Below are 17,126 nucleotides of genomic sequence, written 5' to 3'. Positions count from 1 at the left end.
CATGCCGGAAGGTGTGGTCCTCACTCGTATGCGCGCTAGAGCCCTTCGCGTTCCATCGCGTCGTCGACCGCGTCGCGAACCGACTCGAAATCCTTGCCGGCCATCATCGCTTCGCCCATCGCAGCATCGATACGGTCGGCGACGGCGGCGTACCGACGCTCCCAGTTCTCCTTGTCCTCCCGCCAGTAACCCATCACGTGCATGCGGTTTGCCGGGATTTCCCATGTTCGACGCAGGTGGGTGCGGATGCGTCTGGCGGCCGCGGCCTCGACTGCACACCAGATGTAGCCCTCGCCGGGGGGCAGGGCAGCGCCGGCCAATTCGGCGAGCAGCGAGTCCGATTCCTCGATCCATCGGTAGTGAGCGTCGGCGCGCGTCGTGAACGTCTGCTGTTCACTCGGCGCGGGTACCTGCGCGATGACGTGGATCGGTAGACCGTCGGGTGCTTCTTCGAGAATTCGCCCGATCGCGGGCAGGGCGGCGTGATCGGCGACCATCAGCAGCCAGTCGCAACCTGCCGGCGGCGTGAACCACCCGCTCGCCGTCGAGAGGTGAACGGTCTCGCCCGGTTGCGCAGTCGCGGCCCAGAGTGCCGCGCCGCCGTGGCCGTGGAGAACGAAGTCGATCTCCAGTTCGTTCTTCGACGGCTGCCAGCGCCGGACCGTGTAACTACGGGCGTGAGGGGGATCGAGGGGGAATCTGACGAGCACCCGTTCGTCGGGGCTCCCGCTCGTCTCGAAGTCGCTCAGGCCCTCCCCACCGAAGGTGATTCTGCGCATCAACGGTGTCACCTGCTGTGTTCTCGTCACGGTTGCCTCGTGGCGTGGAGCCTCGTCCTTCGGGGGTGTTTCCACGACGCTCATGGTAGGTCCGTGGCGCGGCTCCGAGAGGCTGGCGAGCACAAAAAGAAACTGTGACGCGCGACACGCCGACGCGCCGGGAAATGAAGGCGCTGAACTGGGGCGACCTGGGAATTCCAACGATGTGACTCACAACATCTCGCGTTATGTGTTTCTGTCGGCCACTAGGTGTAGTGTCTTGAGCACTGAGAGACCACAACGCGGAACGCCTCGAGCGAGACTCCGGCAATCGGTCGTATCGGTGCTGAACATCACTACATCGGCCTTTGTTGGCTAAGCGAAAGAGGGACTCTCATGAGCATCACCGTCTACACCAAGCCCGCTTGCGTTCAGTGCAATGCCACCTACCGCGCCCTGGACAAGGCCGGTCTCGAATACAACGTCATCGACATCACCGAGGATGCCGAAGCCCGCGACTACGTCATGGCTCTCGGGTACCTCCAGGCACCCATCGTGGTTGCCGGTGAAGATCACTGGTCGGGCTTCCGTCCCGATCGCATCAAGACCCTGACCGTCGCTGCTTGAAGCGCCGCAGTGTCGGCGGTGGACACCTCCGCCGACACATCTGAGTAGTTCCGGGCACCGTACAAGAAAATGGTGACAACCGATGACTTCGCTGGTCTATTTTTCCAGCGTGTCGGAGAACACCCACCGATTCGTTCAACGTCTCGGCCTGCCTGCGACACGTATACCTATCCATGACCGTGACGGCTCATTTCGTGTAGACGAGCCCTATGTGCTGATTCTGCCCACCTATGGTGGCGGGGTCACCGTGACAGGGCGCGACACCAGTTATGTACCGAAGCCGGTCATTCGTTTTTTGAACAATCCACACAACAGGTCGTTGATCAGAGCAGTGATCGCGGCGGGAAACACCAATTTCGGTGAGTCCTTTTGCTATGCAGGAAACATCATTTCCCAGAAATGCCACGTTCCTTTTCTGTACCGGTTCGAACTCATGGGCACTGCCGAGGACGTCGACCGGGTACGAGAAGGCTTGGGGGAGTTCTGGAATCATCTCGAAACAGAGAAGGAGCACGGGCAGTGGCGCCAACCATCACTGACACGATCGCGGCAGGAAGCGTAGAGCGTGATGCGCGCGGCGGCGATTCCACCAACGGTCTCGACTACCACGCACTCAACGCCATGCTCAACCTGTACGGCGCCAACGGTGAGATCCAGTTCGAGATGGATGTCGCTGCAGCCCGTCAGTACTTCTTGCAGCACGTCAACCAGAACACCGTGTTCTTCCACAACCTCGACGAGAAGCTGGACTACCTCGTTGAGGAAAACTATTACGAGCCCGAGGTTCTCGATCAGTACTCACGTACTTTCGTGAAGTTCCTGATCGATCACGCGTACGCCAAGAAGTTCCGCTTCCCGACGTTCCTGGGTGCATTCAAGTACTACACCTCCTACACGCTCAAGACCTTCGACGGTAAGCGCTACCTCGAGCGTTTCGAAGATCGTGTCTGCATGGTTGCGCTCACCCTGGCCGCAGGCAACGAAGACCTGGCCGTCGAACTCGTCGACGAGATCATCGCCGGACGCTTCCAGCCCGCCACCCCGACGTTCCTGAACTCGGGCAAGAAGCAGCGCGGTGAGCCCGTGTCCTGCTTCCTGCTTCGTATCGAAGACAACATGGAGTCCATCGGTCGCTCCATCAACTCGGCACTGCAGCTGTCCAAGCGCGGTGGCGGAGTTGCCTTGCTGCTCACCAACGTTCGTGAGCACGGCGCCCCGATCAAGAAGATCGAGAACCAGAGTTCGGGTGTCATCCCGATCATGAAGCTTCTCGAGGACTCGTTCTCCTACGCCAACCAGTTGGGTGCGCGTCAGGGTGCCGGTGCTGTGTACCTGCATGCGCACCACCCCGACATCTACCGGTTCCTCGACACCAAGCGTGAGAACGCCGACGAGAAAATCCGTATCAAGACGCTCTCACTCGGCGTCGTGATCCCGGACATCACGTTCGAACTGGCGAAGAAGAACGAGGACATGTACTTGTTCTCGCCGTACGACGTCGAGCGCATCTACGGAGTTCCGTTCTCCGACATCAACGTCTCCGAGAAGTACTACGAGATGGTCGACGACAAGCGAATTCGCAAGTCCAAGATCAAGGCTCGCGAGTTCTTCCAGACCGTCGCCGAATTGCAGTTCGAATCGGGCTACCCCTACATCATGTTCGAGGACACGGTGAACCGGGCGAACCCGATCGAAGGCAAGATCACGCACTCGAACCTGTGCTCGGAGATCCTGCAGGTTTCGACGCCTTCACTCTTCAACGACGACCTGTCCTACTCGAAGGTCGGCAAGGACATCTCCTGCAACCTGGGTTCGCTGAACATCGCGAAGACCATGGACTCGCCCGACTTCGCCAAGACCATCGAAGTGTCGATCCGCGGATTGACGGCAGTGTCCGACCAGACGCACATCTACTCGGTGCCGTCGATCGAGCAGGGCAACAACGACTCTCACGCCATCGGCCTCGGTCAGATGAACCTGCACGGATACCTCGCTCGTGAGCGGATCTTCTACGGCAGCGAAGAAGGCATCGACTTCACGAACATCTACTTCTACACCGTGCTGTTCCACGCACTGCGTGCGTCGAACAAGATCGCCATCGAGCGCGGCTCGTACTTCAAGGGTTTCCCGGAGTCGAAGTACGCCTCGGGTGAATTCTTCGACAAGTACACCGATCAGGCTTGGGAGCCGGCAACCGACAAGGTTCGCGGACTCTTCGCCGATGCGAAGCTGCACATCCCCACTCAGGACGACTGGCGTGAGCTGAAGGCTTCGGTTCAGAAGCACGGTATCTACAACCAGAACCTTCAGGCCGTCCCGCCGACCGGCTCGATCTCGTACATCAACTACTCCACCAGCTCCATCCACCCGGTGGCGTCGAAGATCGAGATCCGCAAGGAAGGCAAGATCGGCCGCGTCTACTACCCGGCGCCCTACCTGACCAACGACAACCTGGAGTACTACCAGGATGCCTACGAAATCGGGTACGAGAAGATCGTCGACACCTATGCTGCCGCAACGCAACACGTCGACCAGGGCCTGTCGCTGACGCTGTTCTTCAAGGACACCGCAACCACCCGCGACATCAACAAGGCGCAGATCTACGCGTGGCGTAAGGGCATCAAGACGCTGTACTACATCCGTCTGCGTCAGATGGCACTCGAAGGCACCGAGGTAGAGGGCTGCGTTTCCTGCATGCTGTAAAGGGCTCCGCCCCCGTGCGCCTTTTCGGTAGTGGTTACTACCAAAAAGGCGCACAGGGGTATCAGGCCGGCGGGCGGCCGGGACCGTGCATCTTGCCGGCATTCTTCGGCATTCGGCCGTGCTCGGTGAGTGCGCGCCGAAGGAGAAACTCGATCTGGGCGTTGGTACTTCGGAGATCGTCGGCGGCCCAGCGGGCGAGGGCGTCGTGTACCGCTGGGTCCAACCGAAGAAGGATCTTCTTACGCTCGGATCGCGGAGCTGGATCCGTGGCCATGTGGCCTTTCCTTTACTGGTAGAGCGAACCGGTGTTGAGCACCGGTTGTGCGTCGCGGTCGCCGCACAGCACGACCAGAAGGTTACTGATCATCGTGGCCTTGCGTTCCTCGTCGAGTTCGACGACGTGCTTTTCCTCGAGCTGCTTGAGTGCCATGTCGACCATGGACACCGCGCCTTCGACGATTTGCTTGCGGGCGGCTATCACAGCACCCGCTTGCTGGCGCCGAAGCATCGCGCTGGCGATCTCCGGTGCATACGAGAGCCTGTTGATGCGTGTCTCGATAACTTCGACACCCGCCGCACGCACGCGGGCGTGAACCTCCTCCGACAAGGTGGTGGTGATGATATCGGCGTTCTCGCGCAACGAGACTCGGCCTTCGGCGTCGTACGGGTAGCTACCGGCGATATGGCGGACGGCCGCCTCGGTCTGTACGGAGACGAACTCCTCGTAATCGTCCACCTGGAACGAGGCGAGCGCTGTGTCGGCCACCTGCCAGACGACCACCGCCGAGATCTCGATGGGATTGCCGTCGGCGTCGTTCACTTTCGCCTGACCGGTCTCATGGTTTCGGATGCGCGTCGAGATCGATCGACGGACCGTCAGCGGATTTGTCCATCGCAGTCCCGGCGTGCGCAAGGTGCCGCTGTACGAGCTTCCGAGAAGTTGCAGAACTCGGGCTTGATTCGGTTGCACCAAGGTCAGGCCCATCAGGAGGGGGAGTGACGCGATGAACAGCACCACTCCGACCGGAATCAGGGCGAAGAGTCCCAGAACTCCGCCAACGACGGACAGCGCGATTCCGGCCAGGAAGAGAAGGACGCCGCCGAGGAGCATCCAGCTGCCGGACAGGTCCCAGCCTGGGCGTTCGGCGATCGTTGTGGTGGCGACACCGGTCGGTTTCTCGGCCACGGTGGGTGTGCTGGTCATGCGACACTCGCTTTCCATCGGTAAGTGATATTTAATTGATATCACATTTTTTGTACTCGTGGAGGGGCGCGTGCGACACATGTTGTTGTGTTGGCATCGCGGACCCGACACAACGGGTAGTGTTCAGGCAAGCCAACATTCGGCAGTATCTCTCTCGCTAGGTAGGAATTATGGTCAAGCTGGTCAGTCGCGTTTCCGCCATCAACTGGAATCGCGTCCAGGACGAGAAGGACGCCGAGGTATGGGATCGCCTCGTCAGCAACTTCTGGCTGCCCGAAAAGGTGCCGGTCTCCAACGACATCCCGTCCTGGGGAACGCTGACCGCGCAGGAGCAGCAGCTCACCATGCGCGTCTTCACGGGCCTGACGCTGCTCGACACCATCCAGGGAACCGTCGGCGCCGTCAGCCTCATCCCGGACGCGATCACTCCCCACGAAGAAGCGGTGTACACCAACATCGCCTTCATGGAATCGGTGCACGCGAAGAGCTACAGCTCTATCTTCTCGACGCTGTGCTCCACCCCGGACATCGACGACGCGTTCCGCTGGTCGGAGGAGAACCCGAACCTGCAGCGCAAGGCGCAGATCGTTCTCGACTACTACAAAGGTGAGTCGCCGCTCAAGCGTAAGGTCGCATCGACGCTCCTCGAGAGCTTCCTCTTCTACTCCGGCTTCTACCTGCCGATGTACTGGTCCTCGCGAGCCAAGCTCACCAACACCGCAGACCTCATCCGCCTCATCATCCGCGACGAGGCCGTGCACGGGTACTACATCGGCTACAAGTACCAGAAGGGTCTCGAACAGCTCACCGAGGCCGAGCGTGAAGAGCTCAAGAACTACACGTTCGAGCTGCTCTTCGAGCTCTACGAGAACGAGGTCGACTACACCCAGGACCTCTACGACGGCGTCGGTCTGACCGAGGATGTCAAGAAGTTCCTGCGCTACAACGCCAACAAGGCGCTCAACAATCTCGGCTACGAAGGCCTCTTCCCGAAGGATGAGACGGACGTCAATCCGGCTATCCTGTCGGCACTTTCACCGAATGCGGACGAGAATCACGACTTTTTCTCCGGCTCGGGTAGCTCCTACGTCATCGGCAAGGCCGTCAACACCGAAGACGACGACTGGGATTTCTAGAGAGCGACCTACACGCCGAAGCCCGACTCCTGCACACGCGGGAATCGGGCTTCGGCCGTGTATTGAGAGCGGGCTAGCGCTGAAACCACGCTTCCGGCTTGTCCAGCAACGCTTTTGCGAGGCGCAGACGCGAGGTTTCCGTCATGTCCGAAGGCAGTGCGCTCGGCGCGAACCACGCGACCTCGAGGTTTTCGTCGTCCGCCACGTGTGCATCTCCGCCGGTCCACCTGGCCAGGAAACACACGTCGAGGTACTGAGTCACGTCGCCGTTGGGGTACGTAATGGGCTCTGTGACATCGACACTCGTGATCCGAACCAATTCGGCGTCGACGCCGGTTTCTTCCTTCGCCTCGCGCACCGCCGCCGCCGACGGTTCCTCCCCAGGCTCGAGAACGCCGGACACGACGGCCCACTGACCGTTGTCGGCGCGGCGGGTGAGCAGGACCCGGCCGTCGTCGTCGCGGATCACGACGCTCACTCCGGACAGCCAGAGCGGCGCATGACCGACCTTCTCGCGCAAAGCGACAATGAATTCGGGGATCGGCATGATCAGAACCCGAACTTCACAGCTGGGGCGAGCCGCCTCGAATGTGGGAGTTGTGGTTCGTTCCGGTCAGCTCGCATATCCGTTCAAGGTTCCCTTCAAGTCCGCCAATACGGCACGGGCGGCAGTCATCCCGTTTCCGTTCCAGATGTCGTCTTCCGCTACGAACACACGCCGGTCGGTGGCGGCGGCGAGGTCCTGCCACTGGTCGCTCTTCATGATCTCGGTGCCGTAGGTACGGCCGTTCGGCCCGTCGAAGAGGACGTAGATCAAGTCCCCTTCGGCGGCGCTGAGATCGTCGGCCGGAATCGGTGCTGTGGTCGCATCGGTCAATCGCTGCGCCGGTGGGCGCCGGACGCCGACGTCGCTGAGGATCTGTCCGGCGAAGGATGCGGGGCCCTCGATCTGCAGGTCCTTCGAACCGAACCGAACCACTGATGCCTGCGTCTGCGATGCATTCAATGCGTCGCCGAGCTGCACGACGTCCTGCTGGTAGCGGTCGAGCTCCGTCGCGGCCGCGGACGAACGGCCCAGTGCCTGGCCGGCGAGGGCGAACTGCGCTTTCCAGTACACGGGATCCGAGCCGGCGAACACGGTGGGGGCGATGGCGTCGAGTTGCCCGTACAAGCCGTCGGACGCCGGACTGGACCCGAGGATCAAGTCCGGCGCGGCGGCCTTCACGGCGTTGACGTCAGGTGCGCTCACGGGGCCGACACTCGGAATCTCCGAGATGCCGAAACCCAGGTACGACGGTTGAGGCGAGTCGACACCGGTTGCGGCGCCCACTACCCGCTCCCACAGACCGAGGGCGCACACGGCGTCCATCGAGACACTGTCGAGGACCACGATCCGTTGGGGATCGGAAGGAACCTCGGTTTCACCCGCAGTGTGTACGACTCGACGCTTCACCCCGGGGCCCGCTCCCGGGTCGGCTTGCGTCGGCGTCGGGCACGCGGTGGCGGTGTCGCGTTCGATGCCCATCACGCCGGCACCGGCGATCGACGTAGTGGTCCGGACGATGGTGCTCGCCGGATCGTCCGACGAGTCGGACGAGCAACCACCGAGGACGAGCATCGTGGCGGTGATCCCCAGGATCGAGACACGACGAACGGACGTGCGGGCGGTCGTGCGTGAGAGAACAGACGTGCGTGAGAGAACAGACGTGCGTGAGAGAACAGACAAGTCGACGGCTTCCTGTGTGAGCGGGCGCCGTTCAGGTTAGCTGTTCGACTCAGCTGTTCTGCTTGTCCACCTCGAACGTGTCCGAGAGGTCGTCGAGGATCATGTGGGCGCCCTGGATGCTGACCGGCGACATCCACCGTGAATCGTCCACGTCGACCTTGCGTCCTCGAAGCGTCTGCCACAGCGGGCTCTCGAGGAACGGCTTCGCAGCTTCGGCGCTCTTGCCCTCGGCGTCCTGCCAGGTGCTGATGAAGATGACGTCCGCGTCGGCTTCGTTGATCAGCTCGGGGCTTATCTTCATCATGATGTTGCCGGCATCGGCGGGGTCAGGTCCCTGGTTGTCCGGGCGCTTCAATCCGGCGTCCTGAAGAACGATGCCGCTGAACGAGGTGGTGCGGTAGAGACGCGCGGTCGGTTCACCGGCGAACCGGACTACCGAGATGACCGGGTTGTTCGCCTTCTCGTTGATTTCCTTGCCGACGGCAGCCGCGCGTGTTTCGTATTCGGTGATTTTCGCCTCGGCCAGCGATTCCTTGCCCAGCGCTTCACCGTCTACGCGGATGTTGTCCTTCCACGTCGGACCGGTCGTCTGGGTGAAGACGGTGGGCGCGATTGCGGAGAGCTGCTCGTAGTTCTTCCCGTCGCGGACCTCGGCGGAGATGATGAGGTCCGGCTGCAGTGCGGCGATCTTCTCGAGGCTTGCACTGCTGACCGTGCCGACCGAGACGGCGTCCGCGGCGAATTCCTCCCGCGAGGATCCGAGGTAGTCGGGCAGACCGGGCTCGCGGTAGTCGACGTAGCCGACGAGCGGGGATTCGAGGAGAAGGACGGCGTCGGTGAAGCTGTTGTCGAGCGCGACGATCCGCTGGGGTGCTGCCGGGATTTCGGTGCTTCCACGGAAGTGTTCGATCGTGCGGGGGAATGCGCCCGACTCGGTCGAGGTGGTGGTTGCAGCGGGCTCGTCGTTACTCGAGCAGGCTGGAACGACCAAGGCGATCGAGGCTGCGACGGCTACCAGCGCGGCGCGGCGGGGAAAGAATTTCACTGAATACTCCTGAGGTGAGTTAGGCGAGGGTGACCTTATCAGTGGAGGAGATGGCCGAAAACGGACACCGGCCGAATTCTTCGACGGGTACGACACGCCGATTCGGATGTGGGTTCGGACTCCCGAGGGAACATAAACCGCAGGTCGTTCGTTTGGTGCCCCCAAAAACGGATGCTCGAGTACGACGCAGAGTAGGACCGGGTCGCGGTGCCTCGGAGTCACGGTCTACGATTCGATGAGCGCAAGCCAGAAGCCGTTGTCCGCAGCCCGGGCGACGGACCCTGCGGGCGCAACCAAGGGCTCTTTGACGGAGTCTGCGGAGCGACCAAAGGCACATTCAGGAGGATCAGTGACTGCCGTAGCGCCCCAGCCAGTCCCCACGATAGCGCCGGCCAGGCCTTACCCGCCGCGGCAGGGACCCAAGGGCTCATTCATTTTCAAGATGATCACGACCACCGATCCCAAGGTGCTCGGAATCATGTACTTGGCGACTTCCATCGCCTTCTTCCTCATCGGTGGCCTCATGGCACTGATGATGCGTGCCGAACTTGCTGTACCCGGCATGCAGTTCCTTTCCAACGAACAGTTCAACCAGCTGTTCACCATGCACGGCACGATCATGCTGCTGCTGTACGCGACCCCGATCGTCTTCGGCTTCGCGAACTACATTCTTCCGCTCCAGATCGGTGCACCTGACGTCGCGTTCCCGCGTCTGAACGCGTTCAGCTACTGGCTGTACCTGTTCGGAGCGATCATCACGACGGCCGGATTCGTCACGCCCGGTGGCGCAGCAGACTTCGGTTGGACGGCATACACGCCGCTGACCAGCGCGCTGCACAGCCCCGGCGTCGGCGCCGACCTGTGGGTCTTGGGTCTGGCTGTCGCCGGCCTCGGCACCATCCTCGGTGGCGTCAACATGGTCACCACCGTGATTTGCCTGCGCGCACCCGGTATGACCATGTTCCGCATGCCGATCTTCACCTGGAACATCTTCATCACCAGCATCCTGATCCTGCTGGCGTTCCCGCTGCTGACCGCTGCATTCATGGGCCTGTTCGTCGACCGCCATCTCGGTGGGCACATCTTCGACCCGGCAACGGGCGGTGTGCTCCTGTGGCAGCACCTGTTCTGGTTCTTCGGTCACCCCGAGGTGTACATCATCGCGCTGCCGTTCTTCGGCATCGTCTCGGAGATCTTCCCGGTCTTCAGCCGTAAGCCGATCTTCGGCTACAGCGGCCTGGTGTACGCAACATTGGCCATCGCCGCTCTGTCGATCGCAGTGTGGGCCCACCACATGTACGCAACCGGCGCTGTTCTCCTGCCGTACTTCTCGTTCATGACGTTCCTGATCGCCGTGCCGACAGGTGTGAAGATCTTCAACTGGATCGGCACGATGTGGAAGGGGCAGTTGACCTTCGAATCGCCGATGCTGTTCTCGATCGGCTTCCTGATCACCTTCCTCTTCGGTGGTCTGTCGGGTGTCATCCTCGCGAGCCCGCCGCTCGACTTCCACGTCACGGACAGCTACTTCGTCGTCGCCCACTTCCACTACGTGGTCTTCGGTACGGTCGTGTTCGCCACGTACGCCGGTATCTACTTCTGGTTCCCGAAGATGACCGGTCGCATGATGGACGAGCGCCTCGGCAAGTGGCACTTCTGGACCACGTTCGTCGGTTTCCACGGCACGTTCCTCGTTCAGCACTGGCTCGGTGCCGAAGGTATGCCGCGTCGTTACGCCGACTACCTGCCCTCGGACGGGTTCACGGTTCTGAACTCGGTGTCCACGATCTTTGCCTTCGTACTCGGTGCCTCGACGCTTCCGTTCATCTGGAACGTCTTCAAGAGCTACCGCTATGGCGAGGTGGTCACCGTCGACGATCCGTGGGGTTACGGAAACTCGCTGGAGTGGGCAACCACCTGCCCGCCGCCGCGTCACAACTTCACCGAGTTGCCGCGCATCCGTAGCGAGCGTCCGGCGTTCGAGCTGCACTACCCGCACATGGTGGAGCGGATGCGCGCGGAAGCGCACGTCGGCCCCGGCCACGGCGGGAAGAACGCCAGCACCGTGCTCGAAGATGCTCGTCACGAGCCGCTCACGGTCGGGGACGAAGGCGACCCCGGAACCGACAGCCGCTCCTGAGCGAAGTAACACACTGAAGTAATCAGCGAAGGCCCCGCCCGAGTAACGGGTGGGGCCTTTCGCTTGGCACAATAGTGACGATCAAGACGCGAACGAAGAAACGATCGGAGTTTTCGGTGGGTGCCTCTGACACCACTGTTCTGGTGACTGTGACCGGGCCGGACCGCCCTGGCGTCACCTCGGTACTGTTCGCGGCGCTGTCGCGGCACGATGTGCGTCTACTCGACGTGGAGCAGGTGGTGATTCGAGGTCGACTGACACTCGGTGTCATGGTTGCCTGCCCGAACGATCCCGAAGCGCTTCAGGAAGAACTCGAACAGGCGATGGCGACGGTCGGAATGAACGTCGACATCGAAATCGGTGCCGATCCCGGACGGCCCGCGGTGTCCACCCACGCGGTCGTTGTTCTCGGTAGCCCGGTCAATGCTCGCGCAATGCGATCGGTTGCACGCGAACTCGCGAAGCAGGGCGCAAACATCGATTCCATCCGTGGTGTCGCCGACTATCCGGTCACCGGCCTCGAACTCAGCGTCAGCGCGGCCGATACGGCGGACGGCGACGCGAAGCTGCGCACCGGACTCGCCGAGGTCGCCGCTCTCGAAAACGTCGACATCGCGGTCGAGCGCGCAGGTCTCGCTCGCCGGGCCAAGCGTCTGATCGTGTTCGACGTGGACTCGACGCTCGTCCAGGGCGAGGTCATCGAGATGCTCGCCGCGAAGGCCGGCGTCGAGGACGAGGTCCGCGCCGTCACCGAAGCTGCGATGCGCGGCGAGATCGACTTCACCGAATCACTGCACCAGCGTGTGGCGACACTCGCCGGTCTCGACGCCTCCGTCATCGACGAGGTGGCAGAGAGCATCGAACTGACGCCGGGTGCGCGAACCACGATTCGCACCCTGCGCCGTCTCGGATTCCACTGCGGCGTGGTGTCGGGTGGCTTCCGGCAGGTCATCGAAGGCCTCGCACACGAACTCGAACTGGACTTCGTGCACGCCAACACCCTCGAAATCGTCGACGGCAAGCTGACCGGACGTGTGATCGGTGAAATCGTCGACCGCGCCGCGAAGGCCGTTGCGCTGCGCAAGTTCGCCGATCAGGTCGGTGTGCCGATGGAACAGACCGTCGCCGTCGGTGACGGTGCCAACGACATCGACATGCTCAACGCCGCGGGCCTGGGCGTGGCGTTCAACGCCAAGCCTGCGTTGCGGGAGGTCGCGGACGCTGCTTTGTCGCATCCCTTCCTCGATGCTGTGCTGTTCATTCTCGGTGTGACCCGCGACGAGGTCGAGGCTGCGGACGCCGTCGACGGTGGCGTGCGACGCGTACCGATTCCATGAGTTCCGATCCAGCATTCAGTTCCGATCCAGCTGTGATGTCCGGCCCCGATTCGCGCTGGCGCGAGCGCCACGCGGTGCTGGCTGCTGGGTACGGAGGGCGAGACGATCCCGCGGATCCGGCGCTGGTGTTGGCGATGCCGATCGTTCTGCACATTCCGAAGGCAGACCCGCCCAAGCGCACCGCACTGCTCGAGGCTGCGGCAACGGCGGCTGTGGCGCTCTGTCTGGACGAACGCGTCGGGTTCACCGAAGACGGGGAACCCGGCCCCTGGCACGAGGACTATTCGGCGTGGGTGGGTGCCCGGATTCGGAAGGTGTCTCGTCGAGCGCGCGGAGCGCAGTGGCTCGCCGCGCAGGAGGTACCGGGAATCACCGTCGATGTGGATGGCGCGCAGGCGCGGGCTCTGGTTCCCGGGCCGGTCGGAGAACTGGACCCGCGAATCAAGAAGTTGCAGATCGGTGGGACCGATCTCGAGCACGACGAGCCTGGCCCGCCGGAGCCTGGTCTTCCGGTGCTGTGGATCGACTCGGCGCTCGAGATGACGGTAGGCAAGGCGTCGGCACAGGTCGGGCATGCCTCGATGTTGTTGGCGGCGGCCATGTCCGAGAAACAGTGCTGGGCCTGGGCGCAGAACGACTTTCGCTGCTCAGTGCGCGACGCGAGCCCGGAACAGTGGGCCGAAGCAGTAGTTCGGCTGAAGAAGTCGGAGGCCGTCGCGGTTCGTGACGCTGGTTTCACGGAAGTGGCACCAGGCTCCATGACAGTCATCGCGGTTCCGTAGAGACGTAACCGACCAGTCCAGTATCGGTAACTTGGCTATAGATGAACAGTCCAGTGGCCTTCAAGATGGTCGAGTGTTGATACGGAGATTCGCCTCGCTGTTCGTCGGTCTGTGGTTGTACGGCTTCTCGATGGCCATGATGATCACGGCCGGTCTTGGTTTGGATCCCTGGGACGTGTTTCATCAGGGTGTGGCCGAGCACGTTTCGCTCAGTTTCGGCGTGATCACTGCGATTACCGGTGCGGTGGTACTGCTGCTCTGGATTCCGATCCGCCAGCGGCCAGGATTCGGAACGGTCGCCAATGTCGTTGTAATTGCCATCTCGGTGGATACCTCACTGGCCTTCTTGCCCGTCTTTGATTCCATGCCAGTTCGAGCCGTGATCATGGTCGCGGGAATCCTCCTCAACGGACTGGCCAGCGTTCTCTACATCGGCGCGGGCATGGGGCCGGGCCCCCGCGACGGATTGATGACCGGACTGGTCGCTCGCACAGGTCTGTCGGTCAGGCTCGTGCGTACCAGCATCGAGATCGCGGTCCTCACGACCGGATGGCTCCTCGGTGGAACCGTCGGCGTCGGAACAGTGTTGTACGCCTTCGGGATCGGACCGACCATTCAATTCCTCATCAAGGTGCTGCCGGATTCCATGACAGCAGCGGTGACCGGAGGACGTGTCACGGAACGTAAGGCCAAGACCGTGGGGCCGGTCAGCGAAATCTCGGTGCCGACGGGAACTTCGGCCGTGGAGGCAGGTTCTCCGGTGGGTGAAGCCGAATCGAACGATGCAGTCAAGGTGCCGTCGAACCATTCCGGAGTGCCGACGGTGACCTGAACCGGTCCACCGGAATGCAGGATCAGGAGCCAACTGTCGTCACCGAGTGCGCGCCCGGTTCGAGTGTGAGACCGAACGTCGGCTCCGTCGATCCAGGCCTGCAGCGTTCGGTGACTCTCGTCGTACCATGCGGTGTCGTCGAACTCGACGCCGGCAGCGTCGAACCAGACGAGGTCCGGGTGCTCCAGTCTTCTTCTGCCTTCGAAGAATTCGGGCTGACGCAACGCCGGTGCCGCTCGGCGTAATCCGAACGCTCGGGAGACGAACTGCACCAACGACTGATCGGCCGCCGTCCAGTCCAGGGCCCACGAATCGGCTGGGGAGGAGAGTGTGGGAACACAATACGCGTTGTTGTTTCCGCCGAGACTGTGGCCGAACTCGTCTCCGGCGGTGAGCATCGGTGTGCCTGTCGACAGCACGAGCGTGGCCAGTAGCGCCCGTACATGACGTGCCCTGGCGTCCTGAATCTCGGGATCGGTGCTCGGGCCTTCGATTCCGTGGTTGAACGAATCGTTGTGATCGGCGCCGTCACGATTGCCTTCACCGTTGGCTTCGTTGTGCTTGTGGTTGTACGCGACCAGATCGGCGGCGGTGAACCCGTCGTGCGCTGTGACGAAGTTGATCGACGCCCAGGGGCGACGGCCGCTGCCGGCAAAGATGTCCTCGGAACCGGCGACGCGCGACGCGACCTTCCGGACGCTGGATCCGCCGTTCCAGAACTGGCGAATGGTGCTGCGGTACTTGTCGTTCCATTCGGACCACTGGAGTCCGAAGTTTCCGACCTGGTAACCGTCGGCCGTCGCATCCCACGGTTCGGCGATGAGCTTGCACCGAGTCAGTACCGGATCGGAGGAGATGGCGGACAGGATGGACGCCCGCTGGTCGAAGCCTCCGCCGCGCGGCCTACCCAACGCGCTCGCAAGATCGAATCGGAAGCCGTCGACACCCATTTCGGTGGCCCAGTAACGGAGGCTGTCGGTGATCATGCGGACGGCGATGGGGGAGCAGGCGTCGACCGTGTTGCCGCACCCGGTCAGGTCGATGTCGCGGCCGTCGCCGTCGAGAAGGTAATAGCCGGGGCCGTCCAAACCTCGCCAGCTGACACTGATTCCGTCGACACTCTGCTCGCAGGTGTGGTTGTAGACGACGTCGAGGACGACCTCGATGCCTGCCGCGTGTAGTGCGTCGACCATGATCCGGAACTCGGTGACTTCGCCGCCCGGAGTTGCCGCGTATCCGGGATGCGGGGCGAAGTACGACGCCGTCGAGTATCCCCAGTGGTTGCGCATCCCTCGCTCGCGGACGCTGTGTTCGGTCAGAAATGCCTGTACGGGAAGCAGTTCCACGGCAGTGACGCCGAGTGAGACGAGGTGATCGATCACGGCCGGTGCCGTCAGGCCGAGGTACGTTCCGCGGTGGGCGGCGGGTACTCCTGGATGACTGGCGGTGTACGCGCCCACATGCAGTTCGTAGATGACGCTTTCCTCCCACGGCGTCTCGAGGCGGGCTCCGGCGGGCGCGAGGCCGGGAGTCACCACGGACAGCGGCACGTGGCCGAGCGAGTCGACCGTCGACGGGTCGCCGAAGGGATCGTCGGCGTACGACAGGAGGGCACGGTGATCACCGAGATCCCCCTCGATGCGGCGCGCCCACGGATCGACGAGCAGCTTGTGTGGATTAAGTCTCAGCCCGGCGCGCGGATTCCACGGGCCGGACGCCCGAATTCCGTAACGCTGCCCCGCACCGATCCCGGAGATGATTCCATGCCAGATTCCGTACGTGTGTTGCCGAAGTTCGACGCGATCTTCGTTTCCGTCCTGGTCGATCAGGCAGATGTGGACGCTCGACGCGGCCGGGGCGTGGACCGCGAACTGGGTTCCGGAGTCCACGATGTTGGCGCCGAGTGGGAACGGAGACCCGGGCGTCGGGGTGTGAGTTTCGATGAGAGGCGACACGCAAGATGATCCTGCCGTGAACGGCCGGAGAATGTGCGGGAAGATGTTCGGGTGCCGCTACCTGATCCAGATCTGCTCATCGATTTCGACAACGTACTCATCCGTCGGGGAGGGTCCACTCTCGTGGGGCCCGTCACCTGGAAAGTGGAGCTGGACGAGCGATGGGTGGTGCTCGGACCCAACGGTGCCGGCAAGACCTCGCTGCTGCGTATCGCGGCCGGTGAGACTTTCCCGACCAGTGGTTCTGCCCACCTCCTTGGCGAAGTTCTCGGCAAGGTCGACGTCAACGAGTTGCGCCCGCGAATCGGTTTGTCCTCGTCGTCGTTGGCGAACCGCGTGCCCGGCGACGAGAAGGTCAGCGACCTCGTCGTGTCGGCGGGCTATGCCGTTCTCGGTCGGTGGCGCGAGGAGTACGAATCCATGGACACCTCGCGCGCTGTGGAGATGCTCGAAAGCCTCGGCGCCGAGCACCTGGCGGATCGGACGTACGGGACGCTTTCCGAAGGCGAGCGCAAGCGCGTCCTCATCGCGCGAGCCTTGATGACCGATCCCGAACTTCTTCTCCTGGACGAGCCCGCCGCCGGGCTCGATCTCGGTGGACGTGAGGAACTTGTGGCTAGACTCGCCGAACTGGCTGCCGATCCGGACGCCCCGGCTACCGTTCTGATCACCCATCACGTCGAGGAAATCCCGCCGGGATTCACCCACGCACTCCTTCTCAAGGAAGGGGAGGTCGTCTCTCAGGGCCTTCTGGACGACGTCATCACCGCCGAAAATCTGAGCGCGGCATTCAGCCAGTCCATCAGCCTCGACAAGGCGGACGGCCGATACTTCGCGCGCCGTGCGAGGCCGTCCGGAGCTCATCGCGCGTGAGCTTCAGT

The 17,126-nt window shown here is 62.5% G+C and carries 15 protein-coding genes and 1 pseudogene; 9 read left to right on the top strand and 7 right to left on the bottom strand.

Annotated elements, in window-relative coordinates; genetic code table 11:
• Positions 1–35: 35 nt before the first annotated feature.
• On the bottom strand, positions 36–863 hold the full coding sequence (locus G4D79_RS22950) for a siderophore-interacting protein (protein WP_058226351.1): 828 nt from the start codon (positions 861–863) through the stop codon (positions 36–38).
• 291 nt (positions 864–1,154) lie between these two features.
• Between G4D79_RS22950 and nrdH the strand changes: the two genes are divergently transcribed.
• From nrdH to nrdE, 3 genes are all read left to right on the top strand, one after another.
• Entirely contained in the window at positions 1,155–1,385 is a 231-nt protein-coding gene (nrdH, locus tag G4D79_RS22945; protein ID WP_003944717.1) for a glutaredoxin-like protein NrdH, read from the top strand.
• Positions 1,386–1,467: 82 nt separating this feature from the next.
• On the top strand, positions 1,468–1,947 hold the full coding sequence (gene nrdI / locus G4D79_RS22940; protein ID WP_003944767.1) for a class Ib ribonucleoside-diphosphate reductase assembly flavoprotein NrdI: 480 nt from the start codon (positions 1,468–1,470) through the stop codon (positions 1,945–1,947).
• The gene (gene nrdE, locus G4D79_RS22935) at positions 1,905–4,088 is read left to right on the top strand and encodes a class 1b ribonucleoside-diphosphate reductase subunit alpha (protein WP_003944756.1); all 2,184 of its coding nucleotides are present in this window, start codon (positions 1,905–1,907) and stop codon (positions 4,086–4,088) included. The genes nrdI and nrdE overlap by 43 nt, the downstream gene beginning before the upstream one ends.
• A 61-nt stretch (positions 4,089–4,149) precedes the next feature.
• Here nrdE and G4D79_RS22930 read toward each other — a convergent pair whose 3' ends face one another.
• Both G4D79_RS22930 and G4D79_RS22925 read right to left on the bottom strand, forming a co-directional pair.
• Positions 4,150–4,362, bottom strand: a complete 213-nt coding sequence (locus tag G4D79_RS22930; protein ID WP_003944723.1) for a hypothetical protein — start codon at positions 4,360–4,362, stop codon at positions 4,150–4,152.
• A 12-nt stretch (positions 4,363–4,374) separates the two neighbouring features.
• A complete protein-coding gene (locus G4D79_RS22925; RefSeq protein ID WP_003944699.1) occupies positions 4,375–5,292 on the bottom strand; it encodes an SPFH domain-containing protein in 918 nt (305 codons plus the stop codon).
• A gap of 170 nt (positions 5,293–5,462) precedes the next feature.
• On the opposite strand from G4D79_RS22925, the gene nrdF reads away from it, so the two are divergent.
• A complete protein-coding gene (nrdF, locus tag G4D79_RS22920) occupies positions 5,463–6,428 on the top strand; it encodes a class 1b ribonucleoside-diphosphate reductase subunit beta (RefSeq protein WP_214514420.1) in 966 nt (321 codons plus the stop codon).
• Positions 6,429–6,501: 73 nt separating this feature from the next.
• On the opposite strand, the gene G4D79_RS22915 is transcribed toward nrdF, so the two are convergent.
• The 3 genes from G4D79_RS22915 to G4D79_RS22905 all read right to left on the bottom strand — a co-directional run bounded on the left by G4D79_RS22915 (position 6,502) and on the right by G4D79_RS22905 (position 9,199).
• Positions 6,502–6,975, bottom strand: a complete 474-nt coding sequence (locus G4D79_RS22915; RefSeq protein WP_007736052.1) for an NUDIX domain-containing protein — start codon at positions 6,973–6,975, stop codon at positions 6,502–6,504.
• Between the two features lie 66 nt (positions 6,976–7,041).
• Positions 7,042–8,046, bottom strand: a complete 1,005-nt coding sequence (locus G4D79_RS22910; RefSeq protein ID WP_231783550.1) for an iron-siderophore ABC transporter substrate-binding protein — start codon at positions 8,044–8,046, stop codon at positions 7,042–7,044.
• Positions 8,047–8,203: 157 nt separating this feature from the next.
• Positions 8,204–9,199 (bottom strand): ABC transporter substrate-binding protein, encoded by a 996-nt coding sequence (locus tag G4D79_RS22905; RefSeq protein WP_214514418.1) that lies wholly within the window; start codon positions 9,197–9,199, stop codon positions 8,204–8,206.
• A gap of 349 nt (positions 9,200–9,548) precedes the next feature.
• On the opposite strand from G4D79_RS22905, the gene ctaD reads away from it, so the two are divergent.
• From ctaD to G4D79_RS34640, 4 genes are all read left to right on the top strand, one after another.
• Positions 9,549–11,339: a cytochrome c oxidase subunit I gene (ctaD, locus tag G4D79_RS22900; RefSeq protein ID WP_020907234.1), complete on the top strand. Its 1,791-nt coding sequence runs from the start codon at positions 9,549–9,551 to the stop codon at positions 11,337–11,339.
• Between the two features lie 116 nt (positions 11,340–11,455).
• The gene (gene serB / locus G4D79_RS22895; protein WP_003944761.1) at positions 11,456–12,676 is read left to right on the top strand and encodes a phosphoserine phosphatase SerB; all 1,221 of its coding nucleotides are present in this window, start codon (positions 11,456–11,458) and stop codon (positions 12,674–12,676) included.
• Positions 12,673–13,458: a peptidyl-tRNA hydrolase gene (locus G4D79_RS22890; protein WP_063836273.1), complete on the top strand. Its 786-nt coding sequence runs from the start codon at positions 12,673–12,675 to the stop codon at positions 13,456–13,458. The genes serB and G4D79_RS22890 overlap by 4 nt, the downstream gene beginning before the upstream one ends.
• Positions 13,459–13,588: 130 nt before the next feature.
• A complete protein-coding gene (locus G4D79_RS34640; protein WP_250887960.1) occupies positions 13,589–14,290 on the top strand; it encodes a YitT family protein in 702 nt (233 codons plus the stop codon).
• Here G4D79_RS34640 and glgX read toward each other — a convergent pair.
• A pseudogene (gene glgX, locus G4D79_RS22885) lies at positions 14,203–16,245 on the bottom strand (glycogen debranching protein GlgX); the annotation flags it as partial. The gene G4D79_RS34640 and the pseudogene glgX overlap by 88 nt on opposite strands.
• A 51-nt stretch (positions 16,246–16,296) precedes the next feature.
• On the opposite strand from glgX, the gene G4D79_RS22880 reads away from it, so the two are divergent.
• A complete protein-coding gene (locus G4D79_RS22880; RefSeq protein WP_003944728.1) occupies positions 16,297–17,118 on the top strand; it encodes an ABC transporter ATP-binding protein in 822 nt (273 codons plus the stop codon).
• The last annotated feature ends 8 nt before the right edge of the window (positions 17,119–17,126 follow it).

The sequence above is a fragment of the Rhodococcus sp. WY5 genome, assembly GCF_018588185.1.
Lineage (GTDB): Bacteria > Actinomycetota > Actinomycetes > Mycobacteriales > Mycobacteriaceae > Rhodococcus_F > Rhodococcus_F qingshengii.
The sequence above is the reverse complement of the archived record's forward strand: the minus strand, read 5'-3'. Positions and strand labels throughout refer to the sequence as shown.

Coding starts and splice junctions, on each gene's coding strand:
- G4D79_RS22930 (WP_003944723.1), bottom strand. CDS start 4,362: ATGGCCACGGATCCAGCTCCGCGATCCGAGCGTAAGAAGATCCTTCTT.
- nrdH (WP_003944717.1), top strand. CDS start 1,155: ATGAGCATCACCGTCTACACCAAGCCCGCTTGCGTTCAGTGCAATGCC.
- G4D79_RS22890 (WP_063836273.1), top strand. CDS start 12,673: ATGAGTTCCGATCCAGCATTCAGTTCCGATCCAGCTGTGATGTCCGGC.
- G4D79_RS22925 (WP_003944699.1), bottom strand. CDS start 5,292: ATGACCAGCACACCCACCGTGGCCGAGAAACCGACCGGTGTCGCCACC.
- G4D79_RS22910 (WP_231783550.1), bottom strand. CDS start 8,046: ATGCTCGTCCTCGGTGGTTGCTCGTCCGACTCGTCGGACGATCCGGCG.
- nrdI (WP_003944767.1), top strand. CDS start 1,468: ATGACTTCGCTGGTCTATTTTTCCAGCGTGTCGGAGAACACCCACCGA.
- G4D79_RS22915 (WP_007736052.1), bottom strand. CDS start 6,975: ATGCCGATCCCCGAATTCATTGTCGCTTTGCGCGAGAAGGTCGGTCAT.
- G4D79_RS22950 (WP_058226351.1), bottom strand. CDS start 863: ATGAGCGTCGTGGAAACACCCCCGAAGGACGAGGCTCCACGCCACGAG.
- nrdF (WP_214514420.1), top strand. CDS start 5,463: ATGGTCAAGCTGGTCAGTCGCGTTTCCGCCATCAACTGGAATCGCGTC.
- G4D79_RS34640 (WP_250887960.1), top strand. CDS start 13,589: ATGGCCATGATGATCACGGCCGGTCTTGGTTTGGATCCCTGGGACGTG.